The 15,025-nt window shown below is 42.9% G+C and carries 12 protein-coding genes and 2 pseudogenes; 4 read left to right on the plus strand and 10 right to left on the minus strand.

Going from position 1 to position 15,025, the window contains the following annotated elements:
- Nucleotides 1–12: 12 nt before the first annotated feature.
- Nucleotides 13–240 (plus strand): annotated as a pseudogene (locus tag EWV84_RS15490) (DUF2887 domain-containing protein); the annotation flags it as partial.
- Here the strand turns inward: EWV84_RS15490 and grrA are convergent.
- The 6 genes from grrA to EWV84_RS15520 all read right to left on the minus strand — a co-directional run bounded on the left by grrA (nt 191) and on the right by EWV84_RS15520 (nt 5,470).
- Entirely contained in the window at nt 191–598 is a 408-nt protein-coding gene (gene grrA, locus EWV84_RS15495; protein ID WP_287078723.1) for a GrrA/OscA1 family cyclophane-containing rSAM-modified RiPP, read from the minus strand. The pseudogene EWV84_RS15490 and the gene grrA sit on opposite strands and share 50 nt — an antisense overlap.
- A 14-nt stretch (nt 599–612) precedes the next feature.
- Nucleotides 613–1,512, minus strand: coding sequence for an extracellular substrate binding-like orphan protein GrrP (gene grrP / locus EWV84_RS15500; RefSeq protein ID WP_012266460.1), 900 nt, complete (start codon nt 1,510–1,512; stop codon nt 613–615).
- Between the two features lie 88 nt (nt 1,513–1,600).
- Nucleotides 1,601–2,770 (minus strand): PQQ-dependent sugar dehydrogenase, encoded by a 1,170-nt coding sequence (locus tag EWV84_RS15505; RefSeq protein WP_287078725.1) that lies wholly within the window; start codon nt 2,768–2,770, stop codon nt 1,601–1,603.
- Nucleotides 2,771–3,013: 243 nt separating this feature from the next.
- Nucleotides 3,014–3,799, minus strand: coding sequence for an O-fucosyltransferase family protein (locus EWV84_RS15510; RefSeq protein WP_287078726.1), 786 nt, complete (start codon nt 3,797–3,799; stop codon nt 3,014–3,016).
- 58 nt (nt 3,800–3,857) lie between these two features.
- A complete protein-coding gene (locus tag EWV84_RS15515) occupies nt 3,858–4,043 on the minus strand; it encodes a hypothetical protein (RefSeq protein ID WP_286827280.1) in 186 nt (61 codons plus the stop codon).
- Nucleotides 4,044–4,351: 308 nt separating this feature from the next.
- Entirely contained in the window at nt 4,352–5,470 is a 1,119-nt protein-coding gene (locus tag EWV84_RS15520) for a type I restriction endonuclease (RefSeq protein WP_287078728.1), read from the minus strand.
- A 193-nt stretch (nt 5,471–5,663) separates the two neighbouring features.
- Here EWV84_RS15520 and EWV84_RS15525 point away from each other — a divergent pair, with 193 nt between their 5' ends.
- Together EWV84_RS15525 and EWV84_RS15530 are read left to right on the plus strand one after the other, a co-directional pair.
- Nucleotides 5,664–6,113 (plus strand): DUF29 domain-containing protein, encoded by a 450-nt coding sequence (locus tag EWV84_RS15525; protein ID WP_287078729.1) that lies wholly within the window; start codon nt 5,664–5,666, stop codon nt 6,111–6,113.
- 12 nt (nt 6,114–6,125) lie between these two features.
- Complete coding sequence (locus tag EWV84_RS15530) at nt 6,126–6,875, plus strand: amino acid ABC transporter ATP-binding protein (RefSeq protein ID WP_185238817.1); 750 nt, start codon at nt 6,126–6,128, stop codon at nt 6,873–6,875.
- A gap of 18 nt (nt 6,876–6,893) precedes the next feature.
- On the opposite strand, the gene EWV84_RS15535 is transcribed toward EWV84_RS15530, so the two are convergent.
- From EWV84_RS15535 to EWV84_RS15550, 4 genes are all read right to left on the minus strand, one after another.
- The gene (locus tag EWV84_RS15535) at nt 6,894–8,459 is read right to left on the minus strand and encodes a cation:proton antiporter (RefSeq protein ID WP_287078730.1); all 1,566 of its coding nucleotides are present in this window, start codon (nt 8,457–8,459) and stop codon (nt 6,894–6,896) included.
- Nucleotides 8,460–8,741: 282 nt separating this feature from the next.
- Nucleotides 8,742–12,044, minus strand: coding sequence for an efflux RND transporter permease subunit (locus EWV84_RS15540; protein ID WP_287078731.1), 3,303 nt, complete (start codon nt 12,042–12,044; stop codon nt 8,742–8,744).
- 6 nt (nt 12,045–12,050) lie between these two features.
- Complete coding sequence (locus tag EWV84_RS15545) at nt 12,051–13,250, minus strand: proton extrusion protein PcxA (protein ID WP_287078732.1); 1,200 nt, start codon at nt 13,248–13,250, stop codon at nt 12,051–12,053.
- 242 nt (nt 13,251–13,492) lie between these two features.
- On the minus strand, nt 13,493–14,626 hold the full coding sequence (locus EWV84_RS15550) for a glycosyltransferase (protein WP_286825335.1): 1,134 nt from the start codon (nt 14,624–14,626) through the stop codon (nt 13,493–13,495).
- 193 nt (nt 14,627–14,819) lie between these two features.
- Between EWV84_RS15550 and EWV84_RS15555 the strand changes: the two are divergent.
- A pseudogene (locus EWV84_RS15555) lies at nt 14,820–15,025 on the plus strand (RNA-guided endonuclease InsQ/TnpB family protein); the annotation flags it as partial.

Below are 15,025 nucleotides of genomic sequence, written 5' to 3' on the forward strand. Positions count from 1 at the left end.
TAAAATAAGAGCATGAAAACTGACACGATTTTTTATCAACTCTTTCAATCTTTCCCCTCTATCTTCTTTGAATTAATTCAACTCCCTATCAACGAAGCCAATAACTACCGCTTTGACTCGGTGGAAGTCAAACAACTTTCCTTTCGTCTTGATGGAGTCTTTCTGCCGCAAAATAATCACCCCCAGACTCCTATCTACTTTTGTGAGGTACAATTTCAAGAAGATGAGGCTTTTTATCAAAACCGCCACCATTACCCCAGCGCGGTCGGGAATTAAAGAAACCGCCACCGTCAGACCAACCATTACGCCAGGGCCGCGCATTAACGAAACTACCACCGCGACCATCTACCCAACCACCGGCACGACTATTCCCCCAACCGCGATTGCCACCATCTCCCCAGCCTAAAGCTTGTAAACTAGGATCGGCAGTACCTTCCGGCAGTTGGTTAACCCGTTCGCGTACAGCGCTAGATAGACGACTTAAACGCGCTTCAATGGGATTAGCCTCGTCTGAGGCGGCCTGAGCGGTGCTAGTCAGACCGAAGGCAGATAAAGCGAGAAGAAAGCCGACTAAACCGGTTTTATTGCGAATATTCACCTGAATTTATGCTCCTATTTGGCTTCTTGGGGATTAATTTGGGCGTGTTCGATAACTTTGAAGGCAAAAAACCCCTTTAATAATTCTGGGGGGATGGGAACCATGCCTTGACTACCGAACCAGCGATCGATTTGACTAACGGTAGCCGTATCATTGGTGATGTAATCCTGCATCATTTTAACAATGGCATAGTTGACATCATCCAAAAAAGTAGAGTTATTTTCGGGAACCATGCAAGCGATGCCAAAATTAGCTAGAGCTTCTTCGGGGACGATTTCGTAGATTTTAGGGTTATCTCTGAGGATTGTTCCCGCTAAAGAAATGCTATCCCCCGCTATTGCGTCGATTTTACCGGTTTTTAAAGCTTCGATCGCTTCTTCTACGGTGCTGTAGGTAGTAACAATTGTCGCTTGCGGTTGTACTAATTTAATCACATCCACGGCCGCAGAAGTGGGAACCAAGGCGATGCGTTTACCGATTAGGGATTGAGGAGTGGAGAGATTGCTCCCTTTTTTAGCTAAAATCCTAATCCCAGAAATGCTGTAACTGATGGAAAAATCGACAACTTTCGCCCTTTCCCAAGTAAAAGCCGTACTACAAGCGATATCGATTTCCCCGCTACGAATGAGATTAATTTTCTCTCCGGGTTGATTAGCTTCAATCATTTGCAGGGTGACGGGACGACCGAGACGAGTTTCCAATCGTTTTCTAATTCGTTCTAACACATCCATAGAATAGCCGACTAATTCCCCTTTATCATCGATGTAGGAGTAGGGAATCGCATCAAAACGGGTTCCTACGGTCAAAAATCCCGTGCGAGCCACTTTTTCCACCACTGTTTCCGCTAAACTTGCACTAGCGAGGAACATAGGCAATATGCAACCTAGTCCCACTAACTGTAAAATTTTCTTCATAAATCGAGTGCTTGCTCCCGTACAAACATAACTATACTAGAATTCGCTAAAAAATCTTCAAGGTTTCCATAATAATTTCTGTGAACTTTTACAAATTAGATGGCGGTTCAAGGCGAATTAATTGACCGTTACCTTCATCGGTGAGCAGGTATAAAAATCCGTCGGGACTTTGACGCACATCCCGCACCCTCTGACCGATGGGAATCGCTTCTTGATTGATAATGTCACCCGATTTATCCACTTCCAGACGGCGAATATCCCTGGAAACTAAACCACCGGCGAATAAATTTCCCTGCCAATTAGGAAAGCGATTACCGGTATAAAAGACCAATCCCGAAGGAGCGATCGCAGGTGTCCAAATTGTTTTCGGATCGATCAGACTGGGGCGAGATTTTTTGCTGGAAACTGGGGTATTAGTGCCGTACTCTTGACTGGCAGAAACCACTGGCCAACCGTAATTTTTACCTTTTTCAATTAAATTTAATTCATCCCCTCCTTTTGCTCCGTGTTCTGTTGCCCAGACTCTTTTAGTCATTGGATCAAAGCTGATTCCTTGAATATTCCGATGACCATAACTCCAAATTTTAGAACCCGCAAAAGGATTATCTTTAGGTAGAGAACCATCGTCATTGATGCGGATAATTTTACCTAAATGACTTTGCAGATTTTGGGACTGTTTTCTAATTAAATCTCCCGCTAATTGTAGGGGAGGATTACCCCCGTCCCCAATCGCTACCAATAAAGTGCCATCCGGTAGCCATAATAACCGCGAACCGAAGTGTTGAGAGCCGGTTTTTGCCTGGGAAACTTCAAAAATAACCTGCACATCTCGCAAACTTGTACCATCATAAACCGCACGAGCGACGCGGGTACGATTAGCCTCCTGGTCTCCGTGGGCATAAGTTAGATAAATCCAGCGATTTTGGGCAAATTGGGGATGAATTGCCACATCGAGCAGTCCTCCTTGTCCGACGGCAAAAACTTCGGGAACTCCAGCGATGGCTTTTGGGTCTAATTTACCCTCTCTAACCACTCTTAAACGACCGGGGCGCTCTGTGATCAGGATTTCCCCGTTAGGTAGCCAAACCATCGACCAAGGATGCTCTAAACCCTCGATTACGGTCACTTTTTGCCATTGATTTGTCTGGGAATTATTCGCCGAAGTTAATACATTTGTGCCTTGACAACTGGGGATAATCATGGTAAGCAAAACGCTAGATACTAAAGGCGAGAAAATGCGATTGAGAGAATTAAGCATTAGTTGGTAACTCCCCAAGTTTGCCATAGCATAGACATCATTAAGGTTGGTTCGGGTTAATTGCTCGTACAAACTATTTGGCAATACCTCTAATTTTCGCTTTTACTTTTTCAATGAATGAAGAAGAATTCACATCATGGAGATGTTGTTTACTCGCTTTACTTAGGATTGATGCCACTAAACCAAAGGAGGACTGTGAAGAAAAAATCAAATCATTACAACTGGCTAACAAATACATATCCATTAATGCTTCTCATTTTGAACGCGATCGTGACATTGATCCCAGTTCTGGTGCATTCTTTCTCCTGAGGGTGTAAACCATTTTGTGGTGGTGATAATATTTGGGAATTCCTGTTGAAATTTTTCAACAACTTCTTGAGAATCTGTAGCCAAGAAAATGCTGTTAAATTTATTGTTTTTGTTGATTTTTTTAGTATTAGTAATTAGCTTATCTAAAGGAATCTTCATGTCTGTGTATCTGACATGAACGCCTAGGGTATTCACTCCAAAGTAAGATGATCTGAAATCTTCGATAGACTGAACAATTTCAGGTTTCAGGCTTAGATGAGAGTTTAATACCTGTTTGATAATAGTACGATCATCCATTTTTGCCAAGTAATCGAACTTTCCATGAAAAAGTTGTCTCATCTGGTTGATTTTATGAGTATAGGCACAGAAAACCAGAATCTCACTCTCATAATTTGTTCTAGATAATTCAACCGACATAGATTGATCCGAAATCCTTAAATCTTTTCTTAGTCCACCAAAAGATTGATCTAACTTATCAATCCATATCTCAGGATAGACAGACTTGCTATCAGGTATAGATTCTACTGAACTTGTCTTTGGACAGTTAAAAAATAGAGGGAAGGAGTTGATATCGTCATGACAATAAGTATTATCCCGCCAATCAATAACTAACTGGCGATTACTAATTTCACTATAGATTATTGCACCACAGGCGGCCAGAATTCGGTTTCCCATGCCAGAGGAACCTTTACAAATCAGAAATTTTCTAGAGCTATTCATATTTTCTATTAAGTATCTACTAAACTATAAACCTAGGCGACGGCGAGCTCTTTTCAAACTAAAGGGGGAGTGAGCCATAAATAGCTTCACAAATTCTAGGCGACGCAGATAGAATCTGTTGGGTTAAACCCTTTAAAACTTCCTTGAGTAGATCGGGACGAGTAAAAACTGTTAAAATAACTGGCGGCAAATAACTAGGTAAAGGCATCTCATCAAGAGACATTGGTAAATTTGTTAAATTCATAGACTACCGAAAAACAAAAATTTTAACATCTGCACAAATCATGCCCAATATGGTAACACTTTAATTTGACTGTGTCAAGCTTAATTACACTTCAATAACTCCCAGCTAGAATTTTTTGACCTTAACTTGAGAGAAAACTTTTATTATAATGTTCGGAGATACTGTCTCCTTTGCCTGAACACTTAATTAACCGTAACTTCCTATCCCTAGATAAAATTTTACAACCATAATCAGCGATTACTAAAAATCATATCCTTAAAAACCCCTATCGGTCATTAAAGAGATAGGGGATAATTATTTTAGATACTTTATGTTTTTTCTGACTTGCTTTTATAAGTATCTTGAGTCAGATAGCGGATGCGAGATTTCAGAAATTCAGCGACTCCATAAATTTCATCAAGACTGTCTATATTTGTGGTTGCTTCTTTACCAGTTTCGACATTATCGGGAATACTGATTGATTTCTTACCAGTTCTTTCATGGAAGCGCAGACGACAGACTGTTTTAGTTACTTTTCCATCTAAGTTGATACCAAAATAACTTCTAGTGTCTTTGAATTGAATGCGTGCGGTATTGATTTCTTCCCGTAGAATTGATTTAATAATGTAAAATCCTTCCAATTCTTCGGGGGTCGTATTAATTTTATCTTCCCCTGTTTCTTCTGGTGGAGTATCTTCTGCTGCTGATGTATCAGGAGGATTTGTTTCAGGTTCTTTTCCTAAAACTTCCTCAAATTTTTCTTTGATGATATCATTGATATACTCTTTGAGAGAACGCTTAATAATTTCTTTGAATTTTTCGACAACCGATGCAGTTCTCACCCCAGAATACACATGACTAACAAAAAACTTAACAAATTCGGGGGAAGGATCATTTAATTGCTGGGCAATCACTTTTTTAACTTCTTTTGTGTGCAATAAATTGCGAGCAACCTCTTCTAGTTCGTCAGAATTAAAGCTAGATTTAGAAAATCGTTTTAATTCGTTAACAGAAGAGTCGTCAAAGTCGAGAATGTTAAACTCAAAAAATGGCTTATCGTCCATGATATTATCCTTGACGATATCCGTATAAAACCGATAGATAATCCCATTAGTTAAAACTCCAAAGTTAGCTCCAGTTGCGTTAAAATATCGATGCAGTTGGGAACTATGTTTAGGATGCTCAAGATTTTGATGACAACTTTTACATTCCATCAAAATAATCGGTTGATTGTCCAAACAAATAGCATAATCTACTTTTTCCCCTTTTAATCCAGTTAAATCGGCACTATATTCGGGGTGAACTTCCATGGGATTGAACACATCGTAACCCCATGCTTGCAAAAAAGGCATAATAAAAGCTGTTTTGGTTGCCTGTTCGTTTTGGATTTGAGAACGAGAGGTTTCAACTTTTTGGGCAATTGCTTTGAGTTTATCGATTAAATCCATGATAGCCTCATTATCTAGGATGTGTGGGTTCTCAGCCTAACCATAATTTAACCTTTTTTTTACCTCAGGGTCAAGCATTTTTGACGGTCATCATCATTAATTCACAAATATTTACACTAATCAACTGCATCTTTTGTGCTATCATTTCTAGGAATGGGTTATTTTTAATAATGTCCCCATTTGATCAAAGACAATGCTTGCTTTAGAACAGCTTTATGAACGGGAGTACGATCGCTGGTTAATTGAGACGATCGAGTTATTAAAAAATCGTCAGTTTGATCGGGTAGATTACGAACATTTAATCGAGGAGTTGGCAGCTTTGGGACGAAGCGAAAAAACTGCTGTTAAAAGTTTAAGTTTACAAATAATAATCCATCTCCTACTCTATCAATTTTGGACAACAGAAAGAGCAAGAAATAGTAATCATTGGGCAGCAGAGATTATCACTTTTCGAGTACAATTAGAAGATAAGCTCACCACCAATTTAAGCAAATTTCTAGAACTAGAGTTAGAGAATATCTATGAAAACGCTCGCTTAATTGCCGAAAAAAAGACAGGATTAAAAAATTTACCGATAATTTGTCCCTACTCTCTGACACAAATTCTTGAGAAACAGTGGTTTCCCGATACAGATAATCAATAAACTCTCAAAAATATGGACTCTCACAACAGTGAACCGATTATAATTGCCGAAGCTGTGGAAAAATGGTACGATAACCGCTTTCATGCTTTGCGGGGAGTCAATCTCACCGTTAATAAACAGGAAGTTGTCGTGATTATGGGGCCGTCAGGTTCAGGAAAATCCACCTTTATTCGCACTTTTAACGGGTTAGAATCCTATCAAAAAGGCCGCATTATTATTGACGGAATAACTGTGTCCCACAACCTGAAAAATATCGAGGCAATCCGTCAGGAAGTCGGGATGGTTTTTCAACAATTTAACCTCTTTCCCCATCTGACGGTATTAGATAATGTCACCCTCGGACCGATGTGGGTGCGCGGTTGGAAAAAAGCGCAAGCGGAGGAAATAGCGACAAAACTCCTCGAAAAAGTCGGTATTCTCGAACAAGCGCTTAAATATCCCCCTCAGTTATCGGGAGGACAACAGCAGCGGGTGGCAATCGTGCGCGCTTTGGCCATGCAGCCGAAGGTGATGTTATTCGATGAACCGACCTCGGCTTTAGACCCAGAAATGGTGCGAGAAGTCTTGGAAACGATGCAAAGTTTAGCTAAATCGGGGATGACCATGGTTTGTGTCACCCACGAGGTAGGATTTGCGCGAGAAGTGGCCGATCGAGTGGTATTTATGGATCAGGGTTTAATTTTAGAAATTGCCCCCCCAGCAGAATTTTTTAATCATCCCCAATCCGATCGAACTCAGCAATTTTTAGCAAAAATTCTTTGATTTTCCATGACTTGATGATTAAACCATCTCTTTTTCTGCTTCTACCTCGACTAAAAGGGGAACGAGATTTTCATTTAAACGACCGGCTCTAATTAATTCTGCGTAGGTATTAGCTTCGATATCGAGTAAAGTATCTTGAAATTGTTCGGCTACCACATCTTTTAATTGTGGGTGTTGCTGTAGTAATTTTTGCAACTGATCGCCTAAGGACTTTAATTGTCCTTCCACCAGAGTTTTTTTGTAGCGATAAAATTCGGGATCGATATCGGGAAAACGTTCTGGTTGTTGCAGATAATTGGCAACCCTAGTTAAAGCAATTTGACGAGCAATTAAGGCCGAATATTCGGCGCGAATCGGTTGATCACCAATAAGATCGAGGAAATTTAACAGCCATTGTATAGATAATCCTTGCACCAATAAAGTAAATAAAACCACCCCAAAAACCACGTCAATAATTTCTTGACGGTAGGGGATAGTAGTAGGAACACTTAACGCTAGGGCGATCGAAACCGAACCGCGCAATCCTCCCCACCATAACACCGTTCTTTCCTTAAAACTGATCTGATTGCCCGTAATTAGATTACTAATTCCCCCTAGTCCAAAAATTGAGAACAGACGGGAAACCACCATAGCGGCGATCGCTATTAAAATCCCGGTTAAATGACTGCCGAGACTCTCAAAACGGGTTTGATCGCCAATCAGTAAAAAGATGATAGAATTGACAAAAAAGGCGATAAATTCCCAAAATTCGCTAACTACCAAGCGCGTACGGGGACTCATACCAATGCGCGAACCGAGATTACCGAGAATAATCCCGACAATTACCACCCCAATCACACCGGATCCGCCTAATTTTTCCGTGACGAGATAGGTTCCGTAAGCAGAAACTAGAGTCAGGGACTGTTCCACAAAAGGCAGATCGAAGCGTTGGGTAAGGTAGGAAATGCCGAAACCGATCACGCAACCGACACCGATCCCAATCCCCACAAAGGTGCAGAAACGAGCGATCGTGACGGGGACGGAAAAGGTATCGACTCCCAAGGGAATCCCTACCAAGAGGACGAAAGCGACCACAGCGACCCCATCATTAAAGAGACTTTCCCCTTCCATCAGGATCGTCAGTTTTTTACTGGCCCCCAATTCTTTAAATAGGGCAATCACAGAGACGGGATCGGTGGCAGCTAGGGCAGCACCCAACAGAAAAGCGATCGATAGGGGTAAATTGGCAAAAATATGTAGGGGATAGGCGACTCCCAAAACGGAGATGATCACCCCGATAACGGCAAAAATGACGATAGTAACCCAATATTCCTTTAATTTAGCCCAGGGAATATTCCAAGCGGCTTCAAAAAGGAGGGGAGGCAGAAAAATTTCCAGAATTAATTCCGGGGAAAGATTAACTAGACGCAAATCTAAAAAAGCTAAACCCATACCGACAATAACTAACAGCAGGGTGTAGGGAATTTTGCGGAGGAAGGCAACGGTTCTCGATAAAGTGGCGACACTCAAGGAAATGGTCAAAACCAGCAGGAATTGCTCTAAATTATGAGCGATCGCTTCGTTAGCAGTAGATTCTAGACTCATTATTTTCAGTTATCAGAGATGGGTGTGGGGTGTGGGGTGTAGGGTGTAGGGTGTAGGGTGTGGGGTGTGGGGAGGTGGGGAAGTGGGGTGATGGGGAAGTGGGGTGATGGGGAAAGTGGGGAGACCACTTCGTGCGCGTTCGTTGCGGGGGAGAAGTGGGAAGGTGGGGGAATTTCAACTAATACCCTAAAACCCTAAAACCCCAAAACCCCAAAACCCTAAAACCCCAAAACCCCAAAACCCCAAAACCCCAAAACCCCAAAACCCCAAAACCCCAAAACCCTAGTCATTCGTTGACTGAGGAGAGATTTTCAAAGCGGAAATGGCCCCTTCTTCTATCGGGGTTTCTGATGTATTCCTTTCCCCACCGAGAGAGGGAGTTTTACCATTGCCAGAACCGCCACTTTTCGGGGGTTTCGAGGAGAGGAATCGGGCCTCGAACTGTTTGATCAGCACATACAACACCGGGACGAGAAATAAACTCAACACCGTCGAAATCAGATAACCGCCTAAAATTGCAGTTCCCAGAGACCAACGACTCATCGCTCCAGCGCCGGAAGCGATAACCAAGGGCAAGAAACCGACTAAACCAGAAATAGCCGTCATCAGAATCGGTCTTAAGCGTTCCGTCGAGGCCCGGGCTGCCGCATCGGGAATACTTAAACCCAAAGTACGGGACTGGTTAGCGAATTCCACGATTAAAATCGCATTTTTTGCCGCTAAACCGATCAACATGACCAAAGCCACCTGAGCATAGATATTATTATTCACCGCCGGGAACAGACTACCCACTTGTAGGAAATTCGCCCGCAACAGTAAGGCCCCCATGGCACCTAGGATCGCTAGGGGAACGGTAATCATGATGATAATCGGGTCAATGTAGCTTTCGTACTGGGCCGCAAGGACGAGGAAAACCACGATAAAGGCTAATCCGAAGATAACTGGAGCAGCCCCGGCGGAAGTTTTTTCTTGGAAAGCTGTACCCGTCCAAGCGTAACCGAAACCGGGCTGCAGGACTTTCCGACAAACATCTTCCATCACTGCGATCGCCTGTCCCGTACTAAAACCGGGGGCGGGATTACCCTGAACGTTAATCGAGGGATAGAGGTTAAAGTTAGTGATAATCGGTGGATAGGTGAAGCGTTTGACGCTAACTAAACCCGATAGGGGAATATTGGCTCCGGTACGGGAACGGACGTAAAGACGGTTAATATCTTCAGGATTAGAACGATAATCCGCTTCTGCTTGGGCAAAGACTCGATACAAGCGATCGCCCAAGACGAATTGGTTGACGAAGTTGGAACCGAGATAGGTTTGCAGGGTAGCGAAAACTGCCTGCATATCGACGTTTTGTGCCTGTAGCTGGTTGCGATTGATGGAAAGTTCCAGCATCGGCGTGTCGGTGGTAAATTGGGTGAAAATTCCCGATAATTCCGGTCTTGTTCGGGCCTCGGCCATGACTTTATTAGCGTTGGCAATCAAAGCGTCCATGGGGAAAGAAGCGCGGTTTTGGATAAATAACTCGAAACCGCCGGTAGAACTTAATCCATCCACGGGGGGCGCATTAACGGCGAAAGCGCGAGCATCTGGGACTTTAGTGGCTAATTGTTGGTTAATTTTCCTAAGAATCCCGAAAACCGACTTATCTTCGCCAGGCCGTTCCGACCATTCTTTTAACTTGACAAAAAATAGTCCTTGGTTGCTGCCAGTTCCGGCAAAACTAAAGCCCGCCATACCGACAAAGTGTTCGATTTCTTCGATACCGTCGAGAATTTCTTCGTTAATCTGACGGATAACCCGGTCGGTGTAGCGCAGGGAAACCCCGGGGGGTGCTTGCACGAGGATAAAGGCATAACCTTGGTCTTCTTCGGGGATAAAACCCTGGGGAGTGGTGCTATAACTCCAAGCTGTGAGAAAGAGGGCGGCAATAAAGAAGGGTAACACCAGAAACCGGATGTGGATCAGAAATTCGATCGAGCTTCGATAGCCCTCTTTAACTGCGTTGAAACCCCGATTAAAGCCCTCGAAAAACAGTCCCAAGGGTCCGCGGGTGCGTTGGGGTGCTTTCATGATAATCGCCGACATGGTGGGGGAAAAACTGAGGGCGTTAAAGGTGGAGATGATAATTGAAGCGGAGATGATGACGGCAAATTGTCGATAAACGATCCCCACCGTACCGGGGAAGAAGGTGACGGGAATAAACACCGCTAGTAGTACAAGCGAACTAGCAATCACCGCCGAGGTTAACTCGCCCATGGCATCAAGGGCAGCTTGAAATGGCCGCATTCCCTGCCGTAATTTTTCCGATACCGCTTCTACGATCACGATGCCGTCGTCCACCACTAAACCGGTGGCCAGAATGACGGCAAACAAGGAGAGGTTATTGAGAGAATAGCCTAAAGCCAGGGCGACGGCCATGGTTCCGATCAAAGATACGGGAATAGCGATCGCCGGAATGATCGTGGTGCGCCAATCCTGAAGGAAGATAAAAATGACGAGAATAACCAGTAAAATCGCCTCAACCAGAGTGCTAAAGGCTTCTTCCAGGGAAGCGGCGACAAAGGCGGTATTATCGAGGGTAATGGCGATATTTAACCCCGGGGGGAAACTTGGTTCTAGTTCCGCCATTTTTTCTTTTACCAGTTTGGCAGTATTCCAAGCGTTGGAACCGGGTAACTGATAGACGATATAGACAACGGCGGGGGATTTGTCGAAATAGGCGGCGGTACTGTAGCTTTCGGCTCCGATTTCTGCGCGTCCTACGTCTTTAATTCGGATTAAATCGCCATTTTCCCCGACTTTGACGACGATATTTTCCGCTTCCTCCCCGGTGGCAACCCTACCAACGGCGCGAATGGCGATCTGGAATTGCTGATCCTCGGGACTGGGATCACCGCCAATTGTCCCTGCACCCACCTGAATATTCTGTTCTCGGATTGCCTGTACTACTTCGACCGCCGATAGCCCCCTAGCGGCTAAAGCATCGGGATTAAGCCAAAAACGCAGGGCGTATTCCCTTTCTCCGATGATTGTTGTACTACCAACTCCCTCGATCCGGCGAATCTCCGCATCGATGACCCGATCGACAAAGTTACTTAAAAAGACCGTATCGTAGGGATAATTGCCCTTTTCGTCCGGTTTGGCGGAAATCCCGTAGGCAAGGGTAACGCTGGGGGATTGGGTATTGGTTGTCACCCCCTGCCGGTTCACTTCTTCCGGTAAACTAGCAGCGGCGGTACTGACACGGTTTTGTACCAAGACTTGGGCAATGTTACGATCCATTTCCACTGGGAAAAAGACATTCACCGTACTTTGTCCGGTGTTGGTACTCTGGGACTGCATATAAACAATCTGTTCTGTCCCGTTAATCTGCCGATCGAGTACCGTGGTAACGTTATCCTGTACGGTTTTGGCATCGGTTCCCAAATAGTTGGCATTTACCGCTACCTGAATAAATGCCAACTGGGGCAGTTTTTCTAGGGGTAAAAAGGGAATAGCGATCGCTCCGAGCAAAACGATTAAAATCGAGCAAACTGTGGTCAGAACGGGTCTTTTAATGAAGGTATCGGCAATACTAAGGATCATAGGGCGTTACTGGTTCATCTTTTCTAGGATAGTCGCAGCGGTGGGAGATTTGCGAGTCAGATAGTTAAATATTAATAGTTTAAAGATGGTATCTAGGATAACGGGAACCGTGGCCACAAACAAGCTAATAAATGTAATATTTTCCCGCCAACCAAAGTGCCGGAACAAAGTTTCTAAGATTACCGTCCAACCCTCCGCCGAGTGAAACCCGACAAATATATCGGTAAAGAGAATAAAGATAAAGGCTTTGGTGATATCATTTAAGCTGAGAAAATAACGACTAACATAGGCTCGCGTAATTGCCAATTGTTGACGACCAAAAATTAAGATTGCAATAAAGGCTATTAATCCGGTAATATCGGAGAGTAAGTTTTTCCAACCATCTTGACTTTCATAACCCGCTTCTTTGAATAATTCCTGCACCTGTTCCCGAAAATTTTCTTCTGATTCATGCCCTGCTTTTGCTACTCCTAAAACGTGCTTGATTTCTTCAATTTCTTGAAGTCTAGCAAATTCCCTGAGATATTTTTCGCCAATTTCCTGAGAAATATAAACTTCTGATATTTTCGCTCTATCCACACCAAAATAGTTTAAAACAGGGCTAAAAATAAAGTTTCTACTAATAACCTGCACCGAGAGAGGAACTAAAATAATAATCAGGATAAACCGAATAGCAATACGTTGTTGTTGTCGCAAGGTACGGAGTTGTTTAATAAGGTTTTGTTCGTATTCGGGGGTTAATTCTTGCCGGAAGTTAAAAAATTTATTACTGGTTGCAGGAGAAATTGTCTGGTTATTTTTATCGCTAGGGGTATCACCAGTGAGATTCGCTTTAGGCAGATTTGGAGTTTGATTATTCGGTAATGGGGGCAGCAATTCCTCTAAATCTAGGCGATATTTACCAATAATATCCTCGATCGCCTTTAAAGTCTCTAGGATGTTATTATTTTCTGGGTTAGTTTGCGGGTTAAGAAAATTACCCAGACGCACTTGAGTTAAATCGAGACGTATCTGTAATAATTCTCGTTCTAGGGTACTTTGAAAGTAATCATAAACACTTTTTCCTCCCACGGCAGCCGGGGAAATTTTTTGTCCCCCAAAATGTTTATCTTCGATCGCTTTAATTTTCAGCGCTCTCTGATAAGCTGATTCTAAGGCCACTAAAGAGCGTCTTTCTACCCATTGATTAACTCGATTCCAAGGCACGGCTATAATCCTCCCTTTTCTGTCATCACAAGCACCACGGTAAGCTATCAGCGTTGGCTAGATCTCAGAGAAATATCCATAATATTACATTTTGGGCGCATTGACTACATCCTCACCATTGGTGAAATACAGAGTTTCTCATCAAGATAAAGTGTAACCTAATTTGTTATCAACGACCGATGACCGACTCCCTAAAACGAAAACTTCCTAGCTCACCATTAAGATAACTGCTCTAATTAAACTTAGCAATAATTTTTAGATATTGAATGTTCCTCTATAAACAAACTGTAAGCATTTCTAAAAACCTCTGGTGTAAATCTATTAGCCTGTTGCCGACAATTTTCTGGATCAATTTTATCACCGTGATCAACAAAATATTTAACCGCTTCCAGCAAGGATTGGGGATTTTGTTCCCCAAAAAGTAATCCTGTTCCCTGGGAAGAATTTTCCCGCAGCTCTCGCACGGTTTCTAAAGCACCTCCGGCAGCAAATGCAATCACGGGAGTACCACAAGCTTGCGCTTCCACTAAAGCAATACCAAAATCCTCACAAGCAGCATAAATAAACGCTTTTGCTTTCGACATATATTCTGCTACTATTCGATCGGACACGGAACCTAAAATCTGAATATTATTCCTCGCTAACTGTCGGATTAAAGACATTTGTGGACCATCTCCAATAACCACTAGGGGTAATCCCAATTGATTAAACGCTTCCACAATTAAAGGGACTTTTTTATAACTAACCAAACGAGAGACTACTAAATAAAAATCTTCTTTTTTCTCTTGGTAGGGAAAACGCTCGATTTGTACGGGAGGATAAATGACTTTTGCCTCCCGTCGATAACAGCGCCAAATTCGTCTAGCGGTGTGGTGGGAATTAGCCAGAAAATAGTCCACACGATTAGCAGAAATCACATCCCACTGACGCAACCCATGCAAGAGATAACGGGTGAAAATACCGGGTAATCCCTGTCCTAACTTACTATTAGCTAGATAGTCAAAAGTTAAATCCCAAGCATAACGCATCGGAGTGTGACAATAACAAATGTGCACCTGATCCGGTCGAATTAAAACCCCTTTAGCCACACAATGGGAGGAGGATAAAATTACATCATAATCCTCTAAATTTAACTGCTCGATCGCTAGGGGAAGAAAAGGTAAGTATTTTTGTACGCCATTTCTCGCTTTCGGGAAATTTTGCAGAAAAGTTGTCCCGATCGAGCGACCATAGAGATAACTATCGGGATTGGTGGACTCAAAATCGATCAAAGCGTATAAATCCGCCTCTAGACATTGTAAAATCTCCCTAACCACTAATTCTGATCCCCCCGTCGCTTTTGGGGTTAACCACTCGTGAACCAGAGCGTACTTCATCGAAAATTTGGGTCTGAAACCCCGTCGTTCTACGACGGCTTTACTGTTAAATATTAACACATTTACGAAATATATGCGGCTCTACCGAACCTGTCATGTAAAACTATCAACAACTCATGCTTGTAAAGCTTGTATACTAAGGCTTTGAGTTTTTGTTAGATTGATATTTATCAACTTTAGAGCATTGCTGGGCAGCCTTAAATTTAAAGACAGACAAATTTATTTAGCTAAATGCACAGAACCTTTACCTATTCGATGGTCAAGACAAATACCAGAAGCTTGTGAACCAAGCACAGTAACAGTCAGATTACATCCTTCTGGACGCTGGCATATCTCAATTAGATTTGATGACCCAACGATTAAGCCTCTACCAGTAACAGATAAAGCCATCGGAATTGA

The sequence above is a fragment of the Microcystis sp. M_QC_C_20170808_M3Col genome (genome assembly GCF_007095505.1).
Lineage (GTDB): Bacteria > Cyanobacteriota > Cyanobacteriia > Cyanobacteriales > Microcystaceae > Microcystis.

Coding starts and splice junctions, on each gene's coding strand:
- grrP (WP_012266460.1), bottom strand. CDS start 1,512: ATGAAGAAAATTTTACAGTTAGTGGGACTAGGTTGCATATTGCCTATG.
- EWV84_RS15505 (WP_287078725.1), bottom strand. CDS start 2,770: ATGCTTAATTCTCTCAATCGCATTTTCTCGCCTTTAGTATCTAGCGTT.
- EWV84_RS15510 (WP_287078726.1), bottom strand. CDS start 3,799: ATGAATAGCTCTAGAAAATTTCTGATTTGTAAAGGTTCCTCTGGCATG.
- EWV84_RS15515 (WP_286827280.1), bottom strand. CDS start 4,043: ATGAATTTAACAAATTTACCAATGTCTCTTGATGAGATGCCTTTACCT.
- EWV84_RS15520 (WP_287078728.1), bottom strand. CDS start 5,470: ATGGATTTAATCGATAAACTCAAAGCAATTGCCCAAAAAGTTGAAACC.
- EWV84_RS15525 (WP_287078729.1), top strand. CDS start 5,664: ATGCTTGCTTTAGAACAGCTTTATGAACGGGAGTACGATCGCTGGTTA.
- EWV84_RS15530 (WP_185238817.1), top strand. CDS start 6,126: ATGGACTCTCACAACAGTGAACCGATTATAATTGCCGAAGCTGTGGAA.
- EWV84_RS15535 (WP_287078730.1), bottom strand. CDS start 8,459: ATGAGTCTAGAATCTACTGCTAACGAAGCGATCGCTCATAATTTAGAG.
- EWV84_RS15540 (WP_287078731.1), bottom strand. CDS start 12,044: ATGATCCTTAGTATTGCCGATACCTTCATTAAAAGACCCGTTCTGACC.
- EWV84_RS15550 (WP_286825335.1), bottom strand. CDS start 14,626: ATGAAGTACGCTCTGGTTCACGAGTGGTTAACCCCAAAAGCGACGGGG.